At 33.3% G+C, this 21,914-nt stretch carries 23 protein-coding genes; 12 read left to right on the forward strand and 11 right to left on the reverse strand.

All coding sequences use genetic code 11. From position 1 onward, the window contains the following. Nucleotides 1-201: hypothetical protein (locus tag B0A81_RS21745; protein ID WP_208861313.1), on the forward strand; the 201-nt coding region annotated here is incomplete at its 5' end. A 403-nt stretch (nt 202-604) separates the two neighbouring features. On the opposite strand, the gene hemF is transcribed toward B0A81_RS21745, so the two are convergent. The 8 genes from hemF to hemA all read right to left on the reverse strand — a co-directional run bounded on the left by hemF (nt 605) and on the right by hemA (nt 7,341). Next, nucleotides 605-1,507 (reverse strand): oxygen-dependent coproporphyrinogen oxidase, encoded by a 903-nt coding sequence (hemF, locus tag B0A81_RS10490; protein ID WP_089057992.1) that lies wholly within the window; start codon nt 1,505-1,507, stop codon nt 605-607. After that, nucleotides 1,497-2,048, reverse strand: coding sequence for a GNAT family N-acetyltransferase (locus tag B0A81_RS10495; protein ID WP_089057993.1), 552 nt, complete (start codon nt 2,046-2,048; stop codon nt 1,497-1,499). The genes hemF and B0A81_RS10495 overlap by 11 nt, the downstream gene beginning before the upstream one ends. 2 nt (nt 2,049-2,050) lie before the next feature. Then, the gene (locus tag B0A81_RS10500) at nt 2,051-2,428 is read right to left on the reverse strand and encodes a hypothetical protein (RefSeq protein WP_089057994.1); all 378 of its coding nucleotides are present in this window, start codon (nt 2,426-2,428) and stop codon (nt 2,051-2,053) included. Between the two features lie 11 nt (nt 2,429-2,439). Further along, nucleotides 2,440-3,258 carry a hypothetical protein gene (locus tag B0A81_RS10505; RefSeq protein ID WP_089057995.1) on the reverse strand — a complete coding sequence of 273 codons (819 nt, stop codon included), beginning with the start codon at nt 3,256-3,258 and terminating at the stop codon, nt 2,440-2,442. A 68-nt stretch (nt 3,259-3,326) separates the two neighbouring features. After that, nucleotides 3,327-4,352 carry a uroporphyrinogen decarboxylase gene (hemE, locus tag B0A81_RS10510; protein ID WP_089057996.1) on the reverse strand — a complete coding sequence of 342 codons (1,026 nt, stop codon included), beginning with the start codon at nt 4,350-4,352 and terminating at the stop codon, nt 3,327-3,329. A 52-nt stretch (nt 4,353-4,404) separates the two neighbouring features. Next, entirely contained in the window at nt 4,405-5,070 is a 666-nt protein-coding gene (locus B0A81_RS10515) for a uroporphyrinogen-III synthase (RefSeq protein WP_089057997.1), read from the reverse strand. Further along, entirely contained in the window at nt 5,070-5,993 is a 924-nt protein-coding gene (hemC, locus tag B0A81_RS10520) for a hydroxymethylbilane synthase (protein ID WP_089057998.1), read from the reverse strand. The genes B0A81_RS10515 and hemC overlap by 1 nt, the downstream gene beginning before the upstream one ends. A gap of 97 nt (nt 5,994-6,090) precedes the next feature. Then, complete coding sequence (gene hemA, locus B0A81_RS10525; RefSeq protein ID WP_089057999.1) at nt 6,091-7,341, reverse strand: glutamyl-tRNA reductase; 1,251 nt, start codon at nt 7,339-7,341, stop codon at nt 6,091-6,093. A 227-nt stretch (nt 7,342-7,568) separates the two neighbouring features. Here hemA and B0A81_RS10530 point away from each other — a divergent pair, with 227 nt between their 5' ends. The 7 genes from B0A81_RS10530 to B0A81_RS10560 all read left to right on the forward strand — a co-directional run bounded on the left by B0A81_RS10530 (nt 7,569) and on the right by B0A81_RS10560 (nt 13,747). Continuing rightward, nucleotides 7,569-8,441, forward strand: coding sequence for a helix-turn-helix domain-containing protein (locus tag B0A81_RS10530; RefSeq protein ID WP_089058000.1), 873 nt, complete (start codon nt 7,569-7,571; stop codon nt 8,439-8,441). 221 nt (nt 8,442-8,662) lie between these two features. Then, entirely contained in the window at nt 8,663-9,676 is a 1,014-nt protein-coding gene (gene hemH / locus B0A81_RS10535; RefSeq protein WP_089058001.1) for a ferrochelatase, read from the forward strand. 16 nt (nt 9,677-9,692) lie between these two features. After that, nucleotides 9,693-10,289, forward strand: a complete 597-nt coding sequence (locus B0A81_RS10540) for a hypothetical protein (RefSeq protein WP_089058002.1) — start codon at nt 9,693-9,695, stop codon at nt 10,287-10,289. Further along, the gene (locus B0A81_RS10545; RefSeq protein ID WP_089058003.1) at nt 10,290-10,838 is read left to right on the forward strand and encodes a CopD family protein; all 549 of its coding nucleotides are present in this window, start codon (nt 10,290-10,292) and stop codon (nt 10,836-10,838) included. 121 nt (nt 10,839-10,959) lie between these two features. Beyond that, on the forward strand, nt 10,960-12,375 hold the full coding sequence (locus tag B0A81_RS10550; protein WP_089058004.1) for a sensor histidine kinase: 1,416 nt from the start codon (nt 10,960-10,962) through the stop codon (nt 12,373-12,375). Nucleotides 12,376-12,385: 10 nt separating this feature from the next. After that, a complete protein-coding gene (locus tag B0A81_RS10555) occupies nt 12,386-13,168 on the forward strand; it encodes an enoyl-CoA hydratase/isomerase family protein (RefSeq protein WP_089058005.1) in 783 nt (260 codons plus the stop codon). A 180-nt stretch (nt 13,169-13,348) separates the two neighbouring features. Then, the gene (locus tag B0A81_RS10560) at nt 13,349-13,747 is read left to right on the forward strand and encodes a hypothetical protein (RefSeq protein ID WP_089058006.1); all 399 of its coding nucleotides are present in this window, start codon (nt 13,349-13,351) and stop codon (nt 13,745-13,747) included. Between the two features lie 557 nt (nt 13,748-14,304). On the opposite strand, the gene B0A81_RS10565 is transcribed toward B0A81_RS10560, so the two are convergent. The 3 genes from B0A81_RS10565 to B0A81_RS10575 all read right to left on the reverse strand — a co-directional run bounded on the left by B0A81_RS10565 (nt 14,305) and on the right by B0A81_RS10575 (nt 17,394). Further along, entirely contained in the window at nt 14,305-14,958 is a 654-nt protein-coding gene (locus B0A81_RS10565; protein WP_089058007.1) for a metal-dependent transcriptional regulator, read from the reverse strand. A gap of 100 nt (nt 14,959-15,058) precedes the next feature. Beyond that, on the reverse strand, nt 15,059-16,927 hold the full coding sequence (locus B0A81_RS10570) for an Nramp family divalent metal transporter (RefSeq protein ID WP_089058008.1): 1,869 nt from the start codon (nt 16,925-16,927) through the stop codon (nt 15,059-15,061). A gap of 74 nt (nt 16,928-17,001) precedes the next feature. Beyond that, the gene (locus B0A81_RS10575; protein ID WP_089058009.1) at nt 17,002-17,394 is read right to left on the reverse strand and encodes a Fur family transcriptional regulator; all 393 of its coding nucleotides are present in this window, start codon (nt 17,392-17,394) and stop codon (nt 17,002-17,004) included. Between the two features lie 94 nt (nt 17,395-17,488). Here B0A81_RS10575 and B0A81_RS10580 point away from each other — a divergent pair, with 94 nt between their 5' ends. The 4 genes from B0A81_RS10580 (at nt 17,489) to B0A81_RS10595 (ending at nt 21,901) form a co-directional block, all read left to right on the forward strand. Continuing rightward, nucleotides 17,489-17,842: a MerC domain-containing protein gene (locus tag B0A81_RS10580; protein ID WP_089058010.1), complete on the forward strand. Its 354-nt coding sequence runs from the start codon at nt 17,489-17,491 to the stop codon at nt 17,840-17,842. A gap of 11 nt (nt 17,843-17,853) precedes the next feature. After that, entirely contained in the window at nt 17,854-18,759 is a 906-nt protein-coding gene (locus B0A81_RS10585) for an NAD(P)/FAD-dependent oxidoreductase (RefSeq protein WP_089058011.1), read from the forward strand. A 257-nt stretch (nt 18,760-19,016) separates the two neighbouring features. Next, complete coding sequence (locus tag B0A81_RS10590; protein ID WP_089058012.1) at nt 19,017-21,278, forward strand: TonB-dependent receptor; 2,262 nt, start codon at nt 19,017-19,019, stop codon at nt 21,276-21,278. A gap of 158 nt (nt 21,279-21,436) precedes the next feature. Beyond that, nucleotides 21,437-21,901: a thioredoxin family protein gene (locus B0A81_RS10595; protein WP_089058013.1), complete on the forward strand. Its 465-nt coding sequence runs from the start codon at nt 21,437-21,439 to the stop codon at nt 21,899-21,901. The last annotated feature ends 13 nt before the right edge of the window (nt 21,902-21,914 follow it).

Consider the following 21,914-nt stretch of genomic DNA (forward strand, 5'->3'; position numbering starts at 1 on the left):
AACTTGTCGTATATAAAAAATGCTCCGGAGGAGCAAAATATTTATAGAAATTTATACATAATCGATAAAAAGCTCCATCGGAGCGACATCTATTATAAAATAGAAATTCATCAAATTAAAACTAACTCCGCTCACGCGGATTTGCCAATACTTTTGTGGCAAAATAAATATGTCGCCCCTCTGGGGCTTTGTGTAGGATGAATGTAAATTGGTCTATAAATATTTCGCTTCTCCGAAGCTTCTTTAGTAATAGTCTAAAATTTTATAGGAACTTGTCGTATATAAAAAATGCTCCAGAGGAGTAAAATATTTATAGAAATTCATCCAATTAAAACTAAATCCGCTCACGCAGATTTGCCAATTCTTTTGTGGTAAAATAAATATGTAGCCCCTCTGGGGCTTTGTGTAGGATGAATGTAAATTGTTCTATAAATATTTCGCTTCTCCGAAGCTTCTTTAGTAATAGTCTAAAATTTTATAGGAACTTGTCGTATATAAAAAAATGCTCCAGAGGAGCATTATATTTATAGAAATTTATACATAATCGATAAAAAGCTCCATCGGAGCGACATCTATTATAAAATAGAAATTCATCAAATTAAAACTAAATCCATTCACGCGGATTTTCTAACACATTTATTAGTTTTTCTTCATTACTTCCCACTTCTGGATGATGATCGTAAACCCATTGAACATGCGGAGGTAAACTCATCAAAATACTCTCGATTCTTCCGTTTGTTTTTAAGCCGAATAAAGTTCCTTTGTCGTGAACGAGATTAAACTCAACATAGCGGCCGCGGCGAATTTCCTGCCACGTTCTGTTTTCGGGAGTATATTCTAAGTTTTTTCTTCTTTCCACAATCGGAACATAAGCTTCAAGGAAACTATTGCCGACTTCGGTTACAAAATTGTACCAGTTTTCCATCGACATTTGCTCATTTGCTTTGCAATAATCAAAGAATAAACCGCCAATTCCGCGGGCTTCATTTCTGTGCGCATTCCAAAAATACGAATCACATTGCTTTTTATACTTTGAATAAAACTCAGGATTGTGCTTATCACAAGCCGTTTTACAAGTTTGGTGAAAGTGTTTTGCATCTTCCTCAAACAAATAATAAGGCGTTAAATCCTGTCCGCCGCCAAACCATTGTTCGATCACTTTTCCAGATTCATCATACATTTCAAAATAGCGCCAATTCGCATGAACTGTAGGAACCATTGGGTTTTTTGGATGCAAAACCAAACTTAATCCGCAGGCAAAGAAATCAGCTTCGCCAACGCCAAACATTTTTTGCATCGTTTCAGGTAATTTTCCATGAACGGCTGAAATGTTGACACCGCCTTTTTCAAAAACATTTCCGTTTTCAATAACGCGTGTTCTTCCGCCGCCGCCTTCTGGACGTTTCCAAAGATCTTCACGGAATTTCGTCGTTCCGTCAACAGCTTCTAATCCAGCACAGATTTGGTCTTGTAATTGTTGTATGTATGCGTAAAATTTATCTTTCATGTGTATTATATTCTGATTTAAGTAATCCAAAATAAACGACATCTTCAAGTGTGCCGTCGCCGCCTTTAAATTCGTCTCTTAATATTCCTTCTTGCTTAAAATGATGTTTTAATGCAATTTGCTGACTTGCTTTATTGATTTTTGAAGTACAGATAAAAACCTTGTTCATTTTTAAAGTATTGAAACAAAAATCTAATGTTTCTGAAACCAGTTTTGAGGTAATTCCTTTTCCTTGATAATCTTCATCAATAAAGTAACCCAATTCACATTTTGAAATGCGATAATCAATGCTTTTTACACATAAGTAGCCTATCAAATGATTGGTTTTTATATCTCTTGCAAAAAAATAGAACCATTCTTTATTCTTTTCTTTCTCTTGATTTACAGCAATAAACTGTTTCGTTTTTTCTAAATCTAAACAATTTTCAAGTGTAACAGGAAAAGTTTTTTCGATGTGTTTTACATTCTTTTCAATAAGGGCATAAAAATCTTCAGGAAGAATATTTTCTATTCGATCTATTTTCCAATCTATAAAACTCATCTCTATTTGTTTTTAGCCGAAGCAATTTTAGTGTTAATTCCAAAAGAAAAAACCTTGCTTTCTTGTTGGATATATTGATAAATGGCAAGCGCCTTTCCTAGAAAATCAAATTGTTTTTCTACGGAAAGTCCCATTAAAATATCTGCAAACTGCTCTTGTTGATTCCAGTCTAAATGGCATTGTTGTAAAAGAAGAATTAATTCCTCTTCTGGAATTTCGACTGTTTTTTGCAGACTTAATCCAAAACTTTTCAGCTGCTCATCGATAAGACTAGTGTCTTCAGCATTCCAAAATTTTGGAACAAAAATTAAGGCATGCAAAGTTCTTAGAGTATTCTCTATTCTGATAGATTCTTCATCTCTAAGGCCTTTGTTTAGCATGATTTTTAAGGTTACGGATTAAGTATCAATTCTGATATTCTTTTCGTGTCCCAAGTTCCTTTTCTTGAAAAAACAACCGTTTTAAAAGAGTGCTCTTGTCCTGCTCTTTTTAGAATGCCAGTTGTAGAAAAAACTTTGTCTTTTTTTGCTGTATCTTTTAGAAACAAATCTTTATAAACAGAATTTCCAACACAAACAATTAATTTTGGCTGAAGAGCTAAAATTAAGTCAATTGTTCTTTGACGAAAAAAATTCTGAACCGTTCCATTCCAGTGATCTTTTAATGAATCTTCTTTTGACAGTTTATTGTAAATTATTTTTAATTCTTTAGCAGATTTTGTCGCTATTGGAGAAAGATTGGTATAAACAATTTTATCTGCAATTTCACGAATAAATAATTTGCGATCCTCTTCATCTGAAAGATTTATTTCTTTTTTACATTTAACTTTTGAGGTATAATGAAGAATATCAATCATTTGTTTTGGAAAAGTATTTTTTACTTTTCCATGATACCATTTTCCTTGACGTGCATTGTTATCTTGAAGCCAGTTTAGTTCTAATTTTTTATCAGAATCAACTAATTCTTTAGGATAATAAAACGTATTTCCTTCTTTATAGTTCTTTTGAATGAAAGCGCCTTCTCCAGGATTTATTCCTAAAAACAATATTTCTGGTTGAAAAGAAATCTTACTTTGAATAGAAATAATTCCCTTATATAAATGTCTGTACTTAAAGCCTTCTTTGTTGTTTTTTTCTTCTAAAACAGGAATAATTGAATTGAATTTTTCTTCAATTTCTATAATTCTATCAGTAAGGTCTTTAATTTCCATAATTTATTTTATAGCAGGAATTTTTTATAAAACTAAAAAGAAATTACGATTTCTAAAAGAGTAATGATCTATTGTCCGTATTCCTTCACTGCATCAATAAACGCTTTTGCGTGATCTACTGGGATGTGAGGTAAAATTCCGTGACCTAAATTTACAATATATTTGTCTTTTCCAAACTCGTCGATCATTTCGTGAACCATCTTCTTGATAGTCGGAATTGGAGAAAGTAATCTTGACGGATCAAAATTTCCTTGTAAAGTAATGTTTCCACCTGACAAATAACGAGCATTTCTAGCCGAACAAGTCCAGTCAACTCCTAATGCAGAAGCTTTACTTTTTCCCATTTCGCCAAGAGCAAACCAACATCCTTTTCCAAAAACAATAACTGGTGTAATATCAGCTAAAGCATCAACAATCTGGTTGATGTATTTCCATGAAAACTCTTGATAATCAACAGGAGAAAGCATTCCTCCCCAAGAATCAAAAATCTGAACCGCATTTACGCCCGATTTTACTTTTTCTTTTAAGTATAAAATTGTCGTATCTGTGATTTTTTGTAATAAAGTATGTGCTGCAGCTGGATTTGAAAAGCAGAATCCTTTTGCAATATCAAAACTTTTAGAACCTTTTCCTTCAACCGCATAGCAGAAAATTGTCCAAGGTGAACCTGCGAAACCAATTAAAGGCACTTCGTCGTTCAACATTTCTTTAGTCAATTTTACAGCATCAAAAACGTAACCTAAAGTTTCATTTACATCTGGAACAAAAACTTTGTGAACATCGGCTAAAGAACGAATCGGATTTGGAATTATTGGTCCCAAATTGTCTTTCAGTTCTACATGAATTCCCATTGCGCGAGGTACCACTAAAATATCCGAGAATAAAATTGCAGCATCTGGAGCAATTCTGCGAATTGGCTGTACAGTAATTTCAGCAGCTAATTCTGGAGTTTCACAACGTGTAAAAAAATCATATTTATCACGCAGTTCTCTAAATTCAGGTAAATATCTTCCTGCCTGACGCATCATCCATACTGGCGGACGTTGAACTGTTTCTCCTTTTAATGCTCTTAAAAATAGGTCGTTTTTTAACATTGTTTTTTTATTTTAATTGCAAAGCCGCAAAGGGACAAAGTTGCAAAGGTTTTTATTTGTATTCGTTAATTACATCTTCAATTACGTCTTCAACTGTGGGCTGATCTGCAATAATGATGTTTTTGGTGATTTTATGTAAAGCTTCTGCAGTGGTTTCTCCAATGCAAAAACAGATTTCTTTCTTGATTGTATTCTCTTTTAAATAACTTTCAACGCCAGACGGACTATAAAATAAAATGGCATCAATTGCCGACTTTATTTTTTGAGGCTGTAATGAGGTTTCGTAAACCTGAATTTCGTTCAGTTTTATTTCAGCTTCTTTTAAAGCCGTTGGTAAAGTATCGCGTCTTAAATTTCCACTGAAAAAAGTATAACTTTCATTGCGGTAAATTAAAGTGATAATTTCTGCTAAATCAGCGGCATAACCTGTATAAGCTACAACGTTGAATCCGTTTTCAGACAAAAGAATTTTTGTTTTTAAACCAACGCAATAAACGTTTTTGTTTTTTAATTCTTCCGATTTTGGATCGGATAAAACACTTCGAACGGCATTTTGACTGGTGAAAATCAAACTTTCGTTGAGGTTTTTAAGTTCAAAAGGTTTATTTTCGGTTTTGATAAAGTCAGCTTCGATTACTTCTATGCCGGCTTTTGTCAACTCTTGTTTTTGAACAGGAGATAATATTTTTGTAGATAATATCTGAATTGATTTTGCCATTATTTTTTTAGGGATTCTTTAATCTTCTGCATTAATTCTGCTCCGCCATTATTTAAGATTTCCTGAGCCGAATGAAAACCTAATTTTTTCCATTCTGAAATATCAACTGTTTTATTGATTTCTAATTTTTGTTTTCCGTCAATAGAAAGTAAAACACCTTGAAAATGGAGTGTGTCTTCATCCTCATTATAAGTAACCAAAGCTCCGATTGGTGCAGTACATCCGCCTTCAAGCGTTCTCAAAAACTGACGTTCTATATATGTGCAAATTTCAGTCTCAATGTGATTTAGCTGCGAAAGTGCATCTAAAGTATAATTGTCATTTTCCATTGCTACAACAAGCATTGCTCCTTGTGCCGGCGCGGGAATCATCCAGTCTAAATTGATGAAATTTTCAGGTTTCAGGTTAATTCGTTCCAAACCTGCAGCAGCAAAAACAGCTCCGTCCCAATCGTTGTCTTTTAGTTTTTGCATACGCGTATTTACATTTCCGCGTAAATCAACTACAGTATGATTTGGGTATTTGTTGAACCATTGTGCCTGACGACGTAAACTGCCGGTTGCAATTGTACTTGGATTTGCAAAATCAGGATTTCCTTTATGAACTAAAATGTCAAGAACATTTGCTCTTTCTAGAACAGCCGCCTGAACAATTCCTTTTGGTAAAGCAGTTGGAACATCTTTCATAGAATGAACCGCAATATCAATATCGCTATTAATCATGGCAATATCCAGCGTTTTTGTAAAAATTCCTGTAATCCCTAATTCGTAAAGAGGTTTGTCCAGAATAATATCGCCTTGAGATTTTACAGCAACAATTGAGGTTTTGTAACCTAAGTCGTTTAATTTCTTTTCGACAGTATGTGCCTGCCAAAGTGCTAATTCGCTGTCACGAGTTCCAATTCTGATTGTTTTTTCTGCCATGTTTTGTTCTTTGAACCATATAAGTTATATAAGTAAATTTAAGCAGTTTGGGTAAAACAACAGTTTTGTTAAATGAACTTATATGGTTTAAATTTATTTAAGATGCTTTTATTTTGAAGACTTTTTCGATCCATTCGATGCTTTCATCCACCATGGTATCGTCGTCTTTTAAATGATTCGCAAAATGAGTAGTGATTTTCTGAATGATTCTATTGCTGATGATTTCAGCTTGTTCTTCATTAAAATCAGCAATTTTTCTGCTTTGAAAATCTAATTCCGAAGCTTTTATTGCATTTAGTTTCTCTTTTAAGGCATTAATTGTCGGAGCAAATTTGCGGCCTTTCATCCAGATTACAAATTCTTCTTTGATTTCTTCGATGATCGCTTCCGCAGGCGGAATGTGTAATTTTCTGTTTTCCAAAGTTTCATCTGTCAATTGCGACAAATAATCCATGTGAATCAAAGTTACACCATCTAATTCCTCTACGTTTTCATTTACGTTTTTCGGAATAGATAAATCCAGAATCAACAAAGGTTTTTTTAGATTTAGAATCGCTTTGTCAACCGTTGGGTTTTGCGCGCCTGTTGCAACAACCACAACATCGGCTTTTTGAAGTTCTAAATGTAATTCAGAATAATCTTTAACAATCAAATTAAGTTTTCCAGCTAATTTTTCAGCTTTGTCTTTAGTTCGATTGATTAAAGTAATATGTTCGTTTTTAGTATGTTTTACTAAATTCTCACAAGTGTTTCTACCAATTTTTCCAGTTCCAAAAAGCAAAATGTTTTTATTGCTGATATCTTCTACATTTTTTAGAATGTATTGTACCGAAGCGAAAGAAACCGAAGTTGCACCTGAACTGATTTCTGTTTCGTTTTTGATTCTTTTACTGGCCTGAATAACTGCATTAACCAATCTTTCTAAAAAAGCATTGGCTAATCCCATTGATTTTGAATGGGCAAAACTGGTTTTAATTTGAGATATAATTTCAAAATCGCCTAGAATCTGACTATCTAAACCAGTTCCTACGCGAAACATATGATTAATTGCTTCTTGGTTTTTGTAAACAAAACCAACTTTTTGAAAAGCATCAACAGAACCGTTGCTGTTGTCGCAAATAAGTTTGATTAATTGAAAAGGATGTTCTGCAAAACCATAAATTTCGGTTCTGTTGCAGGTTGAAGTAACAATTAAACTTTCTATTCCATCATTTTTAGCTTGTTCCAGCAAACGAGTTTTTGCAACAGCATCCAAACTAAATTGACCTCTGACCTCAGCATCAGCTTTTTTATAACTCAGACCAACTGAATAAAAATAAAGGTGTTTCGGTACGTTATTGTTTTCCATAAATTCACTTTCATAAAAGTGCAACAAAATTATTACTATAGTGTTTATAAAAGTAACGCTTAAAGTACTTTTTGTATCGCTATGTGTTTTTTTGATTGTAAACGACTGTTTTTATGCAAAAAGAAGTACTTTTGTAGCAAAATCAAGTCGTTTGAAATGATTTGTTTAGAGTCGTTCTAAATAACATTTTAGATTTGCTTTGATTTTCTTTTCTAAAAAACATCGCTATGAGTTCTCAAGAAATTATAAAAATTGAAGACGACTTTACGCTAATCCGTTTTCAAAACGACAGTCCAAAACCTTTTTTTGCGCAGCATGAAGTAGGTAGTGGGCTGATACAGTTTCACTTCGGGATAAAAGGCAACGCTAAATTTTTGTTCAATCAAGGTAATTATGCTTTAGAATTGAAAGAAGAAAAATCGCTGCTTTTGTATAATCCGCAAAAAGAATTGCCGCTGAATTTAGAATTAGCTCCAAACTCTTGGGTGATTTCTGTAATTGTTTCAATTAAAAAATTTCATGCGTTATTTTCTGCAGAAGCTGATTATATTACTTTTTTAAGTCCTGATAATAAGGATAAAAAGTATTATAACGAAGGAAATATTAGTCCGTCAATGGCAATTGTTCTTAGTCAGTTGTTTCATTATAACCTTCATCCTTCTATAAAAAATCTTTATTATAAAGGAAAAGGATACGAATTATTGAGTTTGTATTTTAATAGAACCGAAGATCCAAATGCAGAACAATGTCCGTTTTTGATAGATGAAGATAACGTCTTGAAAATTCGCAGAGCCAAAGAAATTATCATCGCCAATATGGCTGAACCGCCTGGATTACAAGAATTGGCAGATGAAATTGGTTTGAACTTGAAGAAACTGAAAATGGGTTTCAAACAAATTTACGGCGATACAGTTTATGGCTTTCTATTTGATTATAAAATGGATTTTGCGAGAAAGCTTTTAGACAGTGGATCTTATAATGTAAATGAAGTTGGACTTAAAATTGGCTACAGTACGGGGAGTCACTTTATAGCGGCATTCAAGAAAAAGTTTGCAACAACTCCAAAAAAATATTTGATGTCGATTAATGCGAATGTTTAGATTTTTTTGCCGCTAATTTCACAAATTAGCACGAATTAAAAATCTGCAAGATCTGCGAAATCTGCGTGAAAAATTGCAGTAATATTGATTTTAAATATTCCACAATAATTAAAAAGTAATAAATATCATATTTCTAAAAAGCAGCAAGTTCTACTTTTGACGAAATTTTAAAAACAAATAAAAAGCTTAAAGCCTAGAGCTTAAAGCCTAAAGGAAAAAACATGAAAGGCGTATTATTAGTAAATCTTGGATCTCCAGAAAGTCCAACAACAAAAGATGTAAAACCGTATTTAGATGAATTTTTAATGGATAAATACGTGATAGATGTTCCGTATTTATTAAGAGCATTTTTGGTTCGCGGTATTATTTTAAGAAAAAGACCAGAAGAATCAGCGCATGCTTACGCAAAAATCTGGTGGGAAGAAGGTTCTCCTTTAGTGGTTCTTTCTGAAAGAATGCAGAAAAAAGTACAGCCTTTGGTAAATGTTCCAGTTTCTCTAGCAATGCGTTACGGAAGCATGACTATCGAGAAAGGACTTCAGGAATTGAGCGATAAAGGCGTTACAGAAGTTTTGCTTTTCCCGCTTTATCCGCAATATGCAATGGCTTCAACTTTGACGATTTTGGTGAAAGCAGAAGAAATTCGCAAGAAAAAATTCCCACACATAACTTTTACAGATGTTCCGGCATTTTACAACAAACCAGATTACATCAAGAATTTAGCTGATTCGATTCAAAAGCATTTAGTTGGGTTTGATTACGATCATTTATTGTTTTCGTACCACGGAATTCCAGAACGTCATATTCGCAAAACAGATGTAACCAAATCACATTGCAAAATTGACGGTTCTTGTTGCAACACACCATCTCCGGCACACGATTTTTGTTATCGCCACCAATGTTATGAAACTACAAAACAAGTCATAAAATTATTAGGACTTCCAGAAGATAAATACAGCCTGACTTTTCAATCGCGTTTAGCAGGAGACAAATGGCTGGAACCTTACACAGATGTTGAAATTGATAAAATGCCTGCAAAAGGAATTAAAAAATTAGCAGTTGTAACGCCCGCTTTCGTTTCAGATTGTTTAGAAACGCTGGAAGAAATCGCAATGCGTGCCAAAGAAGATTTTGAAGCAAAGGGTGGAGAAGAATTCTTGGCAATTCCTTGTTTGAACGATGATGACGAATGGTGTCAGACCGTTGGAAATTGGATAAACGATTGGGCAAAGTAAATTAGTGCTGAAATAAATGAAGAAATTAAAATACTTTTCGGTTTTGCTTCTTACGCTGGTAGTTTTAGCTGGATGCAAAAATGATAATGCTGCAAAAAGCAATGATTTTTATGATAAAACATTTAACTGGAAAATTACTATTCCAGGAGATTATGAAGTATTAGATCAAAACGAAGTAAATAAATCTAAAACAGATGGCAAAGATTTACTAACGGATAAAAATAGTGTTCCAGCCGAAACAACAAAAGACATTCTTGTTTTCAAGAAAGATGATGCTAATTATTTTTCGGCAAATTATGAAGAGTATTCTGGAAGTGAACAGTTTGTTGATCTTAGACTGAAATTAAAAGATTTTCTTATTCTAAAAAACATAGGTCAAATATATCCGAAAGGAAAAATGGATGATTATTCTGTTAGTAAAGAAAAGATCTCTGGTCTGGAATTTAGAAAAGCAAAAATTGTATTGACAGAAGAAGGTAAAACGATTGCAACAGCAGTAATTTTTTCTAGATTCTTTAACGGCAAAATTTTTGTTGCAGCTATAGTATATGAAGATGAACTTTATGGAAAAGCTATGATCGATCTCTTTAAACAATCTACATTTAAGAAATAAATGGAATATTATAACTATTTAAAATCACTGCATATTATTTTCGTACTAACCTGGTTTGTAGGTTTGTTTAATATTGTGCGTTTGTTTGTCTATCAAATTGAAGCTAATGATAAACCATCACCTGAAAAAGAAATTTTACAGGCGCAGTTTAAAATTATGAGCTATCGTTTGTGGTATATTATTACATGGCCGTCAGCAATTTTAGCTAGTATTTTTGCTTTTTGGATGTTGTTTTTTACTGATTTAGGAAATGCCTGGCTTAAAATGCCTTGGATGCATATCAAATTAGGCTTCGTATTCTTGTTGTACCTGTATCATTTAAAGTGCCATCAGATTTTTAAACAATTACAAAAAGATGAGGTAAAATATTCAAGTAACTATATGCGTTTATGGAATGAAGGTGCGACGATTATATTATTTGCTATTGTTTTTTTAGTAGTTTTAAAGAGTGCTTTCAATTGGATTTTTGGCGTGGTTGGGATCATTTTATTCTCAGTTTTACTTATGCTGGGCTTTAAATTTTATAAAAGAATAAGAGAAAGAAAATAGTTATAAGTTTTGAGCTGTAAGTTTATAACGCATAACTCAAAAACCATAATCCATAACTAAAAATATGTTTAACAACTTCAAAATGTCAATGCTTTCGCTTCGTACCAGGATTTTCCTGTCGATGATTGTATTGATTGTTGTAGCATCTTTTTTATTGGCTTCGATTTCGATTATACAATTCAAAACCGAAGCAAAAGAATACCATCAAGAGCGGTTGGAACGTAAAGAAAATGCTGTAAAAGAGCATATCAATTATGTACTTTCTACAACGACTTATCCTTTGAAAACCCAGAATTTAGATTTAATTTTCAAAGATAAAATTCATGAACTTGCTCAGATTCATAAAATTGAAATCAATATTTACAGTCTTGACGGAAAGCTGCTAAAATCATCTAAAGAATCATTTGCGGTAGATAAAATATCGCCGCCAATTCCTGAATATATTCTGAAATTAGTTCGTTCATCAATCGAAAAACGTTTTGTAGATATAAAAACCATAGACGGCGTTAAAAACAGATCGTCGTACAGTTTAATTAAAGATGAAAAATTTAAACCTCTAGGGATTTTGAATCTTCCCTATTTAGAAGATGACGGTTATTACGATAACGAGCTGAATACGTTTTTAATCCGCTTAAGTCAAGTATATTCTTTTATGCTGCTTGTTGCTTTTGCATTGGCTTATTTTCTTTCGACTTATATCACAAAATCATTAAAAACAATTTCTGATAAATTAGAAGAAACCAACTTAGATCAGAAAAACGAAAAAATCGTAATAGAAGCAACGAGTAAGGAAGTAAATTTCTTGATCAAGGCTTATAACGGAATGGTGGATAAACTTGAAACCAGCGCGATAAAATTAGCCCAAAGCGAACGTGAAGAAGCTTGGCGCGAAATGGCGAAACAAGTTGCACATGAAATAAAAAATCCGCTTACGCCAATGCGATTGACGGTTCAGAGTTTTCAGCGAAAATTTGATCCAAACGATCCAGATGTAAAGCAGAAGATGAATGATTATTCAGAGACTTTAATTCAGCAGATCGATACAATGACAGCCGTTGCTTCGGCATTTTCGAATTTTGCCTCGATGCCGGCACAGCAAAATGAGACTTTAAATGTCGTTGAGGTTGTAGAATTGGCATTGGATATTTTTAATGAAGATTATATTTCTTTTGAAAGTGATGAAGAAGAAATCATTTCAAAGATGGATCGTACCCAGTTAATACGTGTGATCACGAATTTGGTTAAAAATGCGACACAAGCAATTCCAGAAAGTCAGATTCATAAATCGATTGTTGTCAAGGTAAAAAGGCGAAATAATAATGTTGAAATCGCAGTAAAGGACAACGGAATTGGAATTCAAAAACAAGATACAAGTCGAATATTTGAGCCAAAATTCACCACTAAAACCAGCGGGATGGGACTTGGATTAGGAATTATAAAAAACATTATCGAAAATTACAAAGGAACAATTACCTTTGAATCAACATACGGGAAAGGAACCACTTTTAGAGTTTCTTTACCAATAACAAACTCATAAAATCAAGGTCATGAACTACGAAAATCTTTTAATTTCGATTGAAGAAAAAATAGCGACTGTTACGATTAACAGACCTGCGAAACTGAATGCTTTAAACAAAGCAACAATCAGCGATCTTAGTAAGGCAATTAAATTATTGGGAAAAAACGACGATGTTCGTGTTATCATTTTAACAGGAAGCGGAGAAAAAGCGTTTGTGGCTGGAGCCGATATTTCAGAGTTTGCAAATTACACTATTGTTGAAGGTGCGCAATTAGCAGCCGAAGGTCAGGAATCATTATTTGATTTTATAGAAAACCTTAAAAAACCTGTTATTGCGGCTGTTAACGGTTTTGCATTAGGAGGCGGATTAGAGTTAGCAATGGCTTGTCATTTTAGAGTAGCATCTGATAATGCTAAAATGGGATTGCCAGAAGTTACTTTAGGATTAATTCCAGGTTATGGAGGAACACAGCGTTTGCCTCAATTAATTGGAAAAGGACGCGCAATGGAAATGATTATGACCGCAGCAATGGTTTCTGCTGAAGAAGCAAAACAATACGGTTTGGTGAATCATGTTGTGTCTCAAGAAGAACTTTTGGCATTTACAAACGGGATTGCGCAAAAAATAATTAAAAATGCTCCATTTGCAATAAGTAAAGCCATTAAAGCAATCAATGCGAACTTTACTGATGGAAAAAATGGATTTGATACGGAAATAAAATCGTTTGGAAAGTGTTTTGGAACACAAGATTTTAAAGAAGGCACCACAGCATTTTTAGAAAAGCGTAAAGCTGAATTTACTGGAAAATAATTTTTCGTAACTGCAAAGTTCGGTAAGATTGACGCAAGGTTCGCAAAGTTTTTAATTTTACTTGCGTTCTTTGCGAAAAAACTTTGCGAACTTTGAGGTTAAATAATAACAGACAAAGGTTTTTAAAAACTTAGTCCCGAGACTTCGGGATAGTTCTTAGAACCTTAGAAAACTAAAAAAATGTACGAACCAATATTTGCTCTTTTTTGTGAGCGTGTTAAAGAAAGTATTCAAAACGGAACTTTTGCTAAACTTACTTTGGCAAAAACAATGGGAGATACTGAAATTAAAAACATCTACTTTCGTTTAGTTTTAAATGACGACAATACTTTTTCTATTTCATTAACTACGCGTTATAAAACAGAAGAAATCGAAAGCATCCACACTTTAGATGAAGCTTTATTAGTTTTGGGCACCTATATTAAAAACCCGTTTTTAACAGCTTTGTTATTTACAACTGATAATGATGTTACTTTTAAAGTAAACAAAAAGAATGCTGGAAGTATTATCGAACAACCGCCAACATTTAAAAATGCTTCGCCGGTAATGCTCGAAATGATTGAGAAGGGAATAGTTTAAAAGTTAAAGTTAGTTTCTTTTTCTAATTCGTACGAAAAACACTTTATTTTAGCAGTAATTTTCAGATATAAGATAATTGCAGATGAATGTATATAGGGTATCAGGTCGATTGAAAGCTTTTATTTTCTTTTTTTCAATAGTATTAATATTGATTTTTGGCAGCTTATTATTAGTTCCTTTTATTACATTACCTCCTGATTCCCGTATTTTCGAATTGTATAGTTTCTGCTGTGCTTCAGTTTACTTAAATATTCTAGTGGTGTTATTAGCAATTGTGATTATTGTCTTAGCGCTGGTTTTATTAATTAATGTCTTTGTAAGAAGGGTTATTTTTACAAATGATTCCATTATTTCGAGAAATATATTTAGTACGCAAAAACTAGCTTACTGTGAGATAAAAGGCTATAGAATTAATAACTCTATGCTTTATATAATCACAAATTCAAGCGAGAAAAAACAGATTGCGATAAATCTTTTTAGTTTAGAAAGAGCGAATAATCTAATACGCAGTTTAGAAGTGCGATTTACAAATCTAGATTTCTAATCGATAAATAAGTCTACACTAGTTTTACAAACAAATTAGAAGCAATTTTGTTCGAAATAGACAATTCCTTGTTGTCAACCTTGATTTTAACCGATAAATCAAAAGATTCTTTAGAAAGGAATTCTATTTTAGAACCCAAAGCAATTCCTTGTTTGTCCAGATATTTCAAGAATTCAGAAGAAGTATCTTTTACACCTACACAAACACCAGTTTGATTTTCGGATAATTCAGAAAGCAGTTGTTTCTCGATCTTAATAATTCGGCCATTTGCATCTGGAATTGGATCTCCGTGTGGATCTTCAGTCGGATTTCCCAGAAAATCATCCAAGCGATTTATTAATTGCTCTGATTTTATGTGTTCTAATTGTTCAGCAATATCATGAACCTCATCCCAGCTGAAACTTAATTTTTCCACCAGAAAAACTTCCCATAAACGATGTTTTCTAACAATCATTTTAGCGGCCAGTTTTCCATTTTCTGTTAAAGAAACACCTTGATATTTTTTATAATTAACTAAGTCTTTCTCAGCCAATTTTTTAAGCATATCAGTAACAGATGAAGCTTTAGTTTCCATCATTTCAGCAATTGCATTCGTGCTCACCTCAGTTTCTAGAGAAGCTGTAAGGTGATATATAGATTTAAGGTAATTTTCTTCTGAAAAGGTCATTTTTTTGAGGTTCTAAGGTTCTAAGATGCTGAGGCTCTGAGATTATGATCTTAGTTTTAGAAAAAACTTAGAACCTCAGCATCTTAGCATCTCAGCACCTTTATTTAACAATCAACAAAGGTATCGAAATTTTATGTCTGAGTTTGTCTACTGTAGTGCCAAAAAGAATATCTTTTAATCCAGTGTGGCCGTGAGTTCCCATAACCAAAACATCAAAATTTCCTTGATTAATAATATTTGGAATCACAGTGTTAGGTTTTCCAAAACCGAGTTCAGTTTCGATTTTAAAACCTTTCTGCGAAAGCATATCTTTATATTCCAGCAATAATTTTCCGTCTATAGTAGTTTCATGGTCGGCAATATTTCCTCCGTACATTAGTGCTCCTACAGTTTCAACAATATGAATTAAAGTGTACTGAGCGTTAATTCCGCCCAGTTCAAACGCATTGTTAAGTGCCGCTTCATCGGCTTTAGAAAAATCAACAGAAATCGCTATGTTTTTTTTGTTATAGATTTCTTTTTGAATATATTGTAATTTAAGATGATGAGGAGAATGATTCTCGATATTTGATTTTGCTCTATTGATAAATGGTTTTACAATGATGTAAAGTAATAAAGCCAGAAAACCAAAAGCAAGCGGAACAACTGTAAGCCATATTATTGTAGAATGTTCTGAAGTTTCAAGCCAAGAAGTTATTTCGTCGTAGACTAATTTTGCATTTAATGAAACGATAATCGCCGCAATGATCCAAGAAACTGCTTGAGTAGTTTTAGAGATATGAAAACCATTCATTTTAGATTTATCGCTCACAAAATGAATAAGTGGGATAATGGCAAAGCCAAGCTGAAGACTTAAAATTACCTGACTTAAAATTAATAGTTTTCCGGTAACACTTTCGCCATAAATTGATATAACAATTAGTGCGGGAACAATAGCAATTAAACGAGTTAAAATACGACGAACCCAAGGCTGAATGCGCAAATGCAAATAACCCTCCATTACAATCTGTCCAGCAAGAGTCCCGGTTACGGTCGAACTTTGTCCTGCAGCAATAAGAGCAACAGCAAATAAAATTGGAGCCCATTTAGTTCCCAATAAAGGCTCTAGAAATTGATGAGCATCTTGTATTTCGGCAACTTCAAACATTCCGTTTTTATGAAAAGTTGCGGCGGCAAGAATTAAAATTGCGGCGTTTACGAAGAAAGCTAAATTTAAGGCAATCGTAGAATCGATTAAATTATATTTTAAAGCTTGTTTTATACCGGCTGGACTTCGGTCAAATTTTCTAGTTTGTACTAAAGAAGAATGCAAATATAGATTGTGCGGCATGACAGTTGCTCCAATAATTCCGATGGCGATGTATAAAGCTGCCGAATTTGGAATTGAAGGAATAAGACCTGCGAGGATTTTTGGAACTTCGGGTTGTGCAAAAATCATTTCAAAAATGAAAGAAAGACCAATAATTGCGACCAAAACAATTATAAAAGCTTCCATTTTTCGAATTCCTTTATTGATTAAGAATAAGAGAAGAAAAGTATCTAAAACAGTTATTAAAACGCCTTCAAACAGCGGAATTCCAAATAATAGATTAATTCCAATCGCCATTCCAAGAACTTCTGCAAGATCACAGGCGGCAATGGCAATTTCTGCCAAAAAATATAAAATGTAATTAATAAATTTTGAATAGGTTTCTCTTGAAGCCTGCGCAAGATCTCGCTGTGTTACAATTCCTAAACGCGCACTTAAGCTTTGAAGCAGCAAAGCCATTAAGTTACTCATTAATAAAACCCAGACTAAAGTGTAACCAAATTGACTTCCGCCGGCGATATCTGTTGCCCAGTTCCCCGGATCCATATATCCAACACTTACTAGATATGCGGGGCCTAGAAAGGCTAATATTTTTCTGAAACCTGTTTTTTTATGCTCTGTAGCAACCGATTGGTTTACCTCTTCTAAAGATTTGGTCATTTTAAAAGTATTGTTTTAACAAATATAGGTATAAATTATATTCGCAGAACAATATTTTTAGGCGAGTCTAAATATTAGATGTTAGAATTTAAACAATTTGGACATAAACCTGATAATGTAAAATTTATCTCGTTTACTTTATAATTATGCGGCATAATATAGCTTGGCTTTACATTTTCAAGGCACGTAATTTCATGACAGCTTTCACAGCTGAAATGGGCATGATTATGAATTTGTACGCGCTGATGTGAATGATTGCATTTTGCATATTTTACGGTGCCGTCTAGATTCGAAATTTTATGAATAATATCATCATTAACCAAACGATCTAAAATTCTATATGTAGTAACGCGATCACATATATCGTTCAATTGTTTTTGAATTTCGGTATGCGACAGTGCTGTTTTAGATTCCTCAAAAATCTCTAAAACGGCTGTCTTTGCTGTAGTATTGCGCGTGGTTTTCATTTTATTTATAAATTAAAAAATTAACGCAACAATGTTGCAATTGATTTTAATGTGTATATTTGCAACAAAATTGCATTAAGCAAAAATACGAGAAATGAAGAAAACAACAACATCCTTTTACGATATTTTAGGAATTTCGAGTGCGACTATCTGCTTGGTTCATTGTTTAGTTTTTCCGCTTTTAACCATTTTGCCTTTAGGCTTAAGTCACAATCCAATTATCGATTTATTATTTGCTTCAATAGGTTTATTTGCCATCTTCAAAATTATTAAAAAATCTGCTCTTTTAGTCTCAACAATTCTAGTTGTTTCAATGATGTTGATTTGGATAAGCATTTTAAGCGAACTGCTTTTAGATGTGCATTCGGAATTAATTTATTTGGGAGGTGTTGGAATGATTCTCGGGCATTTGATCAATTATAAACTACACAAAAAACAAAATCATTAAAAAGCAGTCTTATGAAACAGAAAAATTTTGATGTGATTATCGTTGGCGGCAGTTACAGCGGTTTGTCAGCGGCAATGAGTTTAGGACGTTCTCTACGTCAGGTTTTGGTTATCGACAGTGGTTTGCTTTGTAACAGACAAACACCGTATTCTCATAATTTTATTACGCAGGATGGCGAAAAACCGGCTGTTATTTCGGCAAAAGCCAAGTTGCAAGTTGATCTTTATAAAACGGTTCACTTTTACAACGGACTTGCGGTAGAAGCGGTTAAGAGAGATAACGGATTTGAAATCTCAACGGAATCTGGTGAAGTTTTCAGCTCCAGAAAAGTTTTGTTTGCAACTGGCGTTAAAGATTTGCTTCCTGAAATTAAAGGTTTTGAAGATTGCTGGGGAATTTCAGTTTTACATTGTCCATATTGCCATGGTTATGAAGTTAGGAACGAAAAAACAGCAATTATTGCTAATGGTGAAATGGCTTTTGAATATGCAAAGCTGATTTCGAATTGGACAAAAGATCTTAGATTATGCACGAACGGAAAATCAACTTTGACTTTAGAACAAATTGATGCTTTAAAAAAACACGGTGTTAGCGTATTTGAGGATGAAATTGAGGCTTTTGAGCATACAAATGGATATGTAGAGTATATTGTCTTCAAAAACGGTGAAAAAACGGCTGTAAAGGCTGTTTATGCGAAACCGCCTCTGGAACAACATTGTTCTTTGCCAATAACATTAGGTTGTGATTTAAATGAGCAAGGTTTGCTAAAAGTAGATGCAATGCAAAAAACAAATATTGCTGGTATTTATGCAAGTGGTGATTGCACGGTTCAAATGCGATCTGTTGCAATGGCAGTTTCTACAGGATCGTTTGCCGGAGCTGTGATTAATAAAGAACTTATTGATGAGGATTTTTAATTGATATTTCGAAAATCTTTCGCGAAGCTGGAAAGCTTTATTAAAAAAGCTTGAAAGGAAAATACTTTGTGTCTTCGCGGCTTTGCGAGATTTAAAAAAAGATGTTTTCAATAAAAAAGCGCTTCCAGATTCTTGTCTTTATACTTTTAAAATAAAAATATAACATCTTGACATGATTTGAGTTGTAAAAATAAAAATTCAAAGTCGTTATTTGTCAAATTTAATTTTTAGTTTTGTCTAAATTTAATTTTACCACGATGAAAAATTCAATTTGGATATTGATATTATTTAATTTACACTTTTCTTTTGCACAAGAAACTACAAAAGTATCGGGTTTTATATCTGGAGAAGGAAGGAAAATACAAGCCGCAAATGTTCATTTATTAGGTTCGAAGCAAAAAACGGTTTCAGATAGTTTGGGATTTTATGTATTCGAGAATGTTGCTTTAGGAAATTACACCATTCAGATTTCTCAAATGGGATTTCAGACTTTAAAAAAGAAAATTGAGGTAACTAAAGATTCTATTCAATCTTATGATTTTGAATTGACGGATAACGAGAATCAGCTTAATGAAGTTGTAGTTTCGGGGACTTTAAAAGCTGTAAAGCGTTTAGAAAGTGCTGTTCCGGTTGAGGTTTATTCGCCCGTTTTCTTCAAGAAAAACCCAACACCAAGTATTTACGATGCACTTCAAAATGTAAATGGCGTTCGTCCTCAGCTTAATTGCGGGGTTTGCAACACGGGTGATATTCATATAAATGGTTTAGAAGGACCTTATACTTTGGTTTTGATTGATGGAATGCCAATTGTAAGCAGTCTTTCGACAGTTTACGGTTTGTCAGGAATACCAAATTCGCTGGTCGAGAGAATTGAAATTGTAAAAGGTCCCGCTTCTTCTCTTTACGGAAGCGAGGCGGTTGGAGGATTAATTAATATTATCACTAAAAATCCAACAAATGTACCTATGTTTTCAGCAGATTACTTTACGACAACTTATCTTGAGAATAATCTTGATTTGGGAATGAAATTTAATGTTGGAAAAAAAGCAACTTCACTTTTAGGAATTAATTACTTCAATTATGATCAGGTTATCGATAAAGACAAGGATAATTTTACAGATGTGACGCTTTCTGATCGTATTTCGGTTTTTAATAAATGGAGTTTTCGTCGAAATAATAACCGTTTATTTACCATCGCAGCACGCGGAATGTATGAAGATCGCTGGGGCGGAGATGTAAGATGGGAGAAAAAATATCGCGGCGGCGATGAAATTTACGGCGAAAGTATTTATACAAAAAGAGGAGAGTTGATAGGAAGTTATCAATTACCATTTGAAGAGAAACTAATGCTTTCTTTCTCTGGAAATGTGCATTATCAGGATAGTCGTTACGGAACAACTTCGTATATAGCAAATCAAAAAATTGGTTTTCTGCAATTGACTTGGGATAAAAAAATAGGAAGAAATGATTTCCTTGCCGGAATTGCCACTCGATATTCTTATTATGATGATAATACAACGGCAACAAAAGAAGCGGAAAGTACCTGGCTGCCCGGAATTTTTGTTCAGGATGAAATCACAGTTTCTCCAAAAAGTCAAGTTTTGTTGGGAGCGCGATATGATTATAACTCCATTCATGGTTCGATTTTTACGCCAAGATTTGCTTATCGCTTAAAAGCAAATGAAAATACTATTTTTAGATTGAATGCCGGAACAGGATTTCGAGTTGTGAATTTATTTACCGAAGATCACGCAGCGCTTACAGGTTCTCGAGATGTTGTGATTCAGAATGATTTGAAGCCAGAACAATCTGTAAACGTTAATTTCAATTATATTCAGAAAATTAATTTCGGAAACGGAACATTTATGGGAATTGAAACGACTGCTTTTTATACACGATTCAGCAATAAAATAATTTCAGATTATGAAACTGATCCTAACAAAATCATTTATGATAATATTGATGGATATGCCATAAGTCAAGGAATCAGCACTAATGTTGATGTGAATTTTACAAATGGATTGAAATTTATTCTTGGTGCGACTTTCTTGGATAATAAAAATGTTGAAGATAGAATTTCTGCACGTCCTTTTTTAACAGAAAACTTTACAGGAACTTGGAGTATTTCGTACAAAATTGAACCTTGGAATTTGTTATTAGATTATACAGGAAATGTTTACAGCCCAATGAAACTGCCTTTGCTGAACGAATATGATCCAAGAAATCCAAACTCGCCTTGGTACAGTATTCAAAATATCCAGTTTACGTATACAGGATGGAAAAATTTTGAACTTTACGGAGGTGTAAAAAATCTGCTTAATTTTACTCCAATGCAGAATAATCCGTTTTTGATTTCGAGAACAAATGATCCTTTCGATAAAAATGTACAATATGATTCGGCTGGAAAAGTATTGGTTACACCTGATAATCCATACGGTTTAACTTTTGATACGACTTATGTTTACGGGCAAAACCAAACTATTCGCGGTTTTATAGGATTGCGATATACTTTGAGATAAGTTTATAAGACGCAGATTAGAATGATTTTTTCTAATTGTCACTCTGAGCGAGGTCGAAGGGCTTGTCAATTGGAGCGAGGCTTCGACTTCGCTCAGCCTGACAATTGCTAATCAATTATATAAAAAAAACTTTTAATCTGTGGCAAAAAAACAAAACAATGAAAAAGCTATTTCTCTTAATTTGCTTGTTAGGAATCACTTCAACAGGATTTTGCCAGTTAAAAAGCAGAACTTTTGAAGAAGTGGATAGTTTGCAACAAATTCAAAAGCGAAAAATTATTGTCTTTATTCATACTGATTGGTGTCAGTTTTGTCAAAGAATGAAAGCAACAACTTTCAGGAATAAAGAAATCGTTGAAATGTTAAAATCAAATTTCTATTTCATTGATTTTAATGCCGAAGAGAAACGCAATATTGCTTTTAATAATCAAATATTTAAGTACAAACCTTCGGGGAACAATGTTGGTGTTCATGAATTGGCTTTGCAGCTTGGAACGATTAATGACCAAATTGTATATCCAGTTTTGTGTGTTTTGAATGAGAATTATGAAATCATTCTTCAGTATAACAACTATTTAAACCCAAAAGATTTTAAACTTCTTTTAGAAAAATTGGAAGAATAAAATTTCTTATTTT

Source organism: Flavobacterium plurextorum (genome assembly GCF_002217395.1).
Taxonomy (GTDB): Bacteria; Bacteroidota; Bacteroidia; order Flavobacteriales; family Flavobacteriaceae; genus Flavobacterium; species Flavobacterium plurextorum.

Excerpts from the sequence above, each read along its gene's own strand:
- hemF (WP_089057992.1), bottom strand. The coding sequence starts at position 1,507 with ATGAAAGATAAATTTTACGCATACATACAACAATTACAAGACCAAATC.
- B0A81_RS10495 (WP_089057993.1), bottom strand. The coding sequence starts at position 2,048 with ATGAGTTTTATAGATTGGAAAATAGATCGAATAGAAAATATTCTTCCT.
- B0A81_RS10500 (WP_089057994.1), bottom strand. The coding sequence starts at position 2,428 with ATGCTAAACAAAGGCCTTAGAGATGAAGAATCTATCAGAATAGAGAAT.
- B0A81_RS10505 (WP_089057995.1), bottom strand. The coding sequence starts at position 3,258 with ATGGAAATTAAAGACCTTACTGATAGAATTATAGAAATTGAAGAAAAA.
- hemE (WP_089057996.1), bottom strand. The coding sequence starts at position 4,352 with ATGTTAAAAAACGACCTATTTTTAAGAGCATTAAAAGGAGAAACAGTT.
- B0A81_RS10515 (WP_089057997.1), bottom strand. The coding sequence starts at position 5,070 with ATGGCAAAATCAATTCAGATATTATCTACAAAAATATTATCTCCTGTT.
- hemC (WP_089057998.1), bottom strand. The coding sequence starts at position 5,993 with ATGGCAGAAAAAACAATCAGAATTGGAACTCGTGACAGCGAATTAGCA.
- hemA (WP_089057999.1), bottom strand. The coding sequence starts at position 7,341 with ATGGAAAACAATAACGTACCGAAACACCTTTATTTTTATTCAGTTGGT.
- B0A81_RS10530 (WP_089058000.1), top strand. The coding sequence starts at position 7,569 with ATGAGTTCTCAAGAAATTATAAAAATTGAAGACGACTTTACGCTAATC.
- hemH (WP_089058001.1), top strand. The coding sequence starts at position 8,663 with ATGAAAGGCGTATTATTAGTAAATCTTGGATCTCCAGAAAGTCCAACA.
- B0A81_RS10540 (WP_089058002.1), top strand. The coding sequence starts at position 9,693 with ATGAAGAAATTAAAATACTTTTCGGTTTTGCTTCTTACGCTGGTAGTT.
- B0A81_RS10545 (WP_089058003.1), top strand. The coding sequence starts at position 10,290 with ATGGAATATTATAACTATTTAAAATCACTGCATATTATTTTCGTACTA.
- B0A81_RS10550 (WP_089058004.1), top strand. The coding sequence starts at position 10,960 with ATGATTGTATTGATTGTTGTAGCATCTTTTTTATTGGCTTCGATTTCG.
- B0A81_RS10555 (WP_089058005.1), top strand. The coding sequence starts at position 12,386 with ATGAACTACGAAAATCTTTTAATTTCGATTGAAGAAAAAATAGCGACT.
- B0A81_RS10560 (WP_089058006.1), top strand. The coding sequence starts at position 13,349 with ATGTACGAACCAATATTTGCTCTTTTTTGTGAGCGTGTTAAAGAAAGT.
- B0A81_RS10565 (WP_089058007.1), bottom strand. The coding sequence starts at position 14,958 with ATGACCTTTTCAGAAGAAAATTACCTTAAATCTATATATCACCTTACA.
- B0A81_RS10570 (WP_089058008.1), bottom strand. The coding sequence starts at position 16,927 with ATGACCAAATCTTTAGAAGAGGTAAACCAATCGGTTGCTACAGAGCAT.
- B0A81_RS10575 (WP_089058009.1), bottom strand. The coding sequence starts at position 17,394 with ATGAAAACCACGCGCAATACTACAGCAAAGACAGCCGTTTTAGAGATT.
- B0A81_RS10580 (WP_089058010.1), top strand. The coding sequence starts at position 17,489 with ATGAAGAAAACAACAACATCCTTTTACGATATTTTAGGAATTTCGAGT.
- B0A81_RS10585 (WP_089058011.1), top strand. The coding sequence starts at position 17,854 with ATGAAACAGAAAAATTTTGATGTGATTATCGTTGGCGGCAGTTACAGC.
- B0A81_RS10590 (WP_089058012.1), top strand. The coding sequence starts at position 19,017 with ATGAAAAATTCAATTTGGATATTGATATTATTTAATTTACACTTTTCT.
- B0A81_RS10595 (WP_089058013.1), top strand. The coding sequence starts at position 21,437 with ATGAAAAAGCTATTTCTCTTAATTTGCTTGTTAGGAATCACTTCAACA.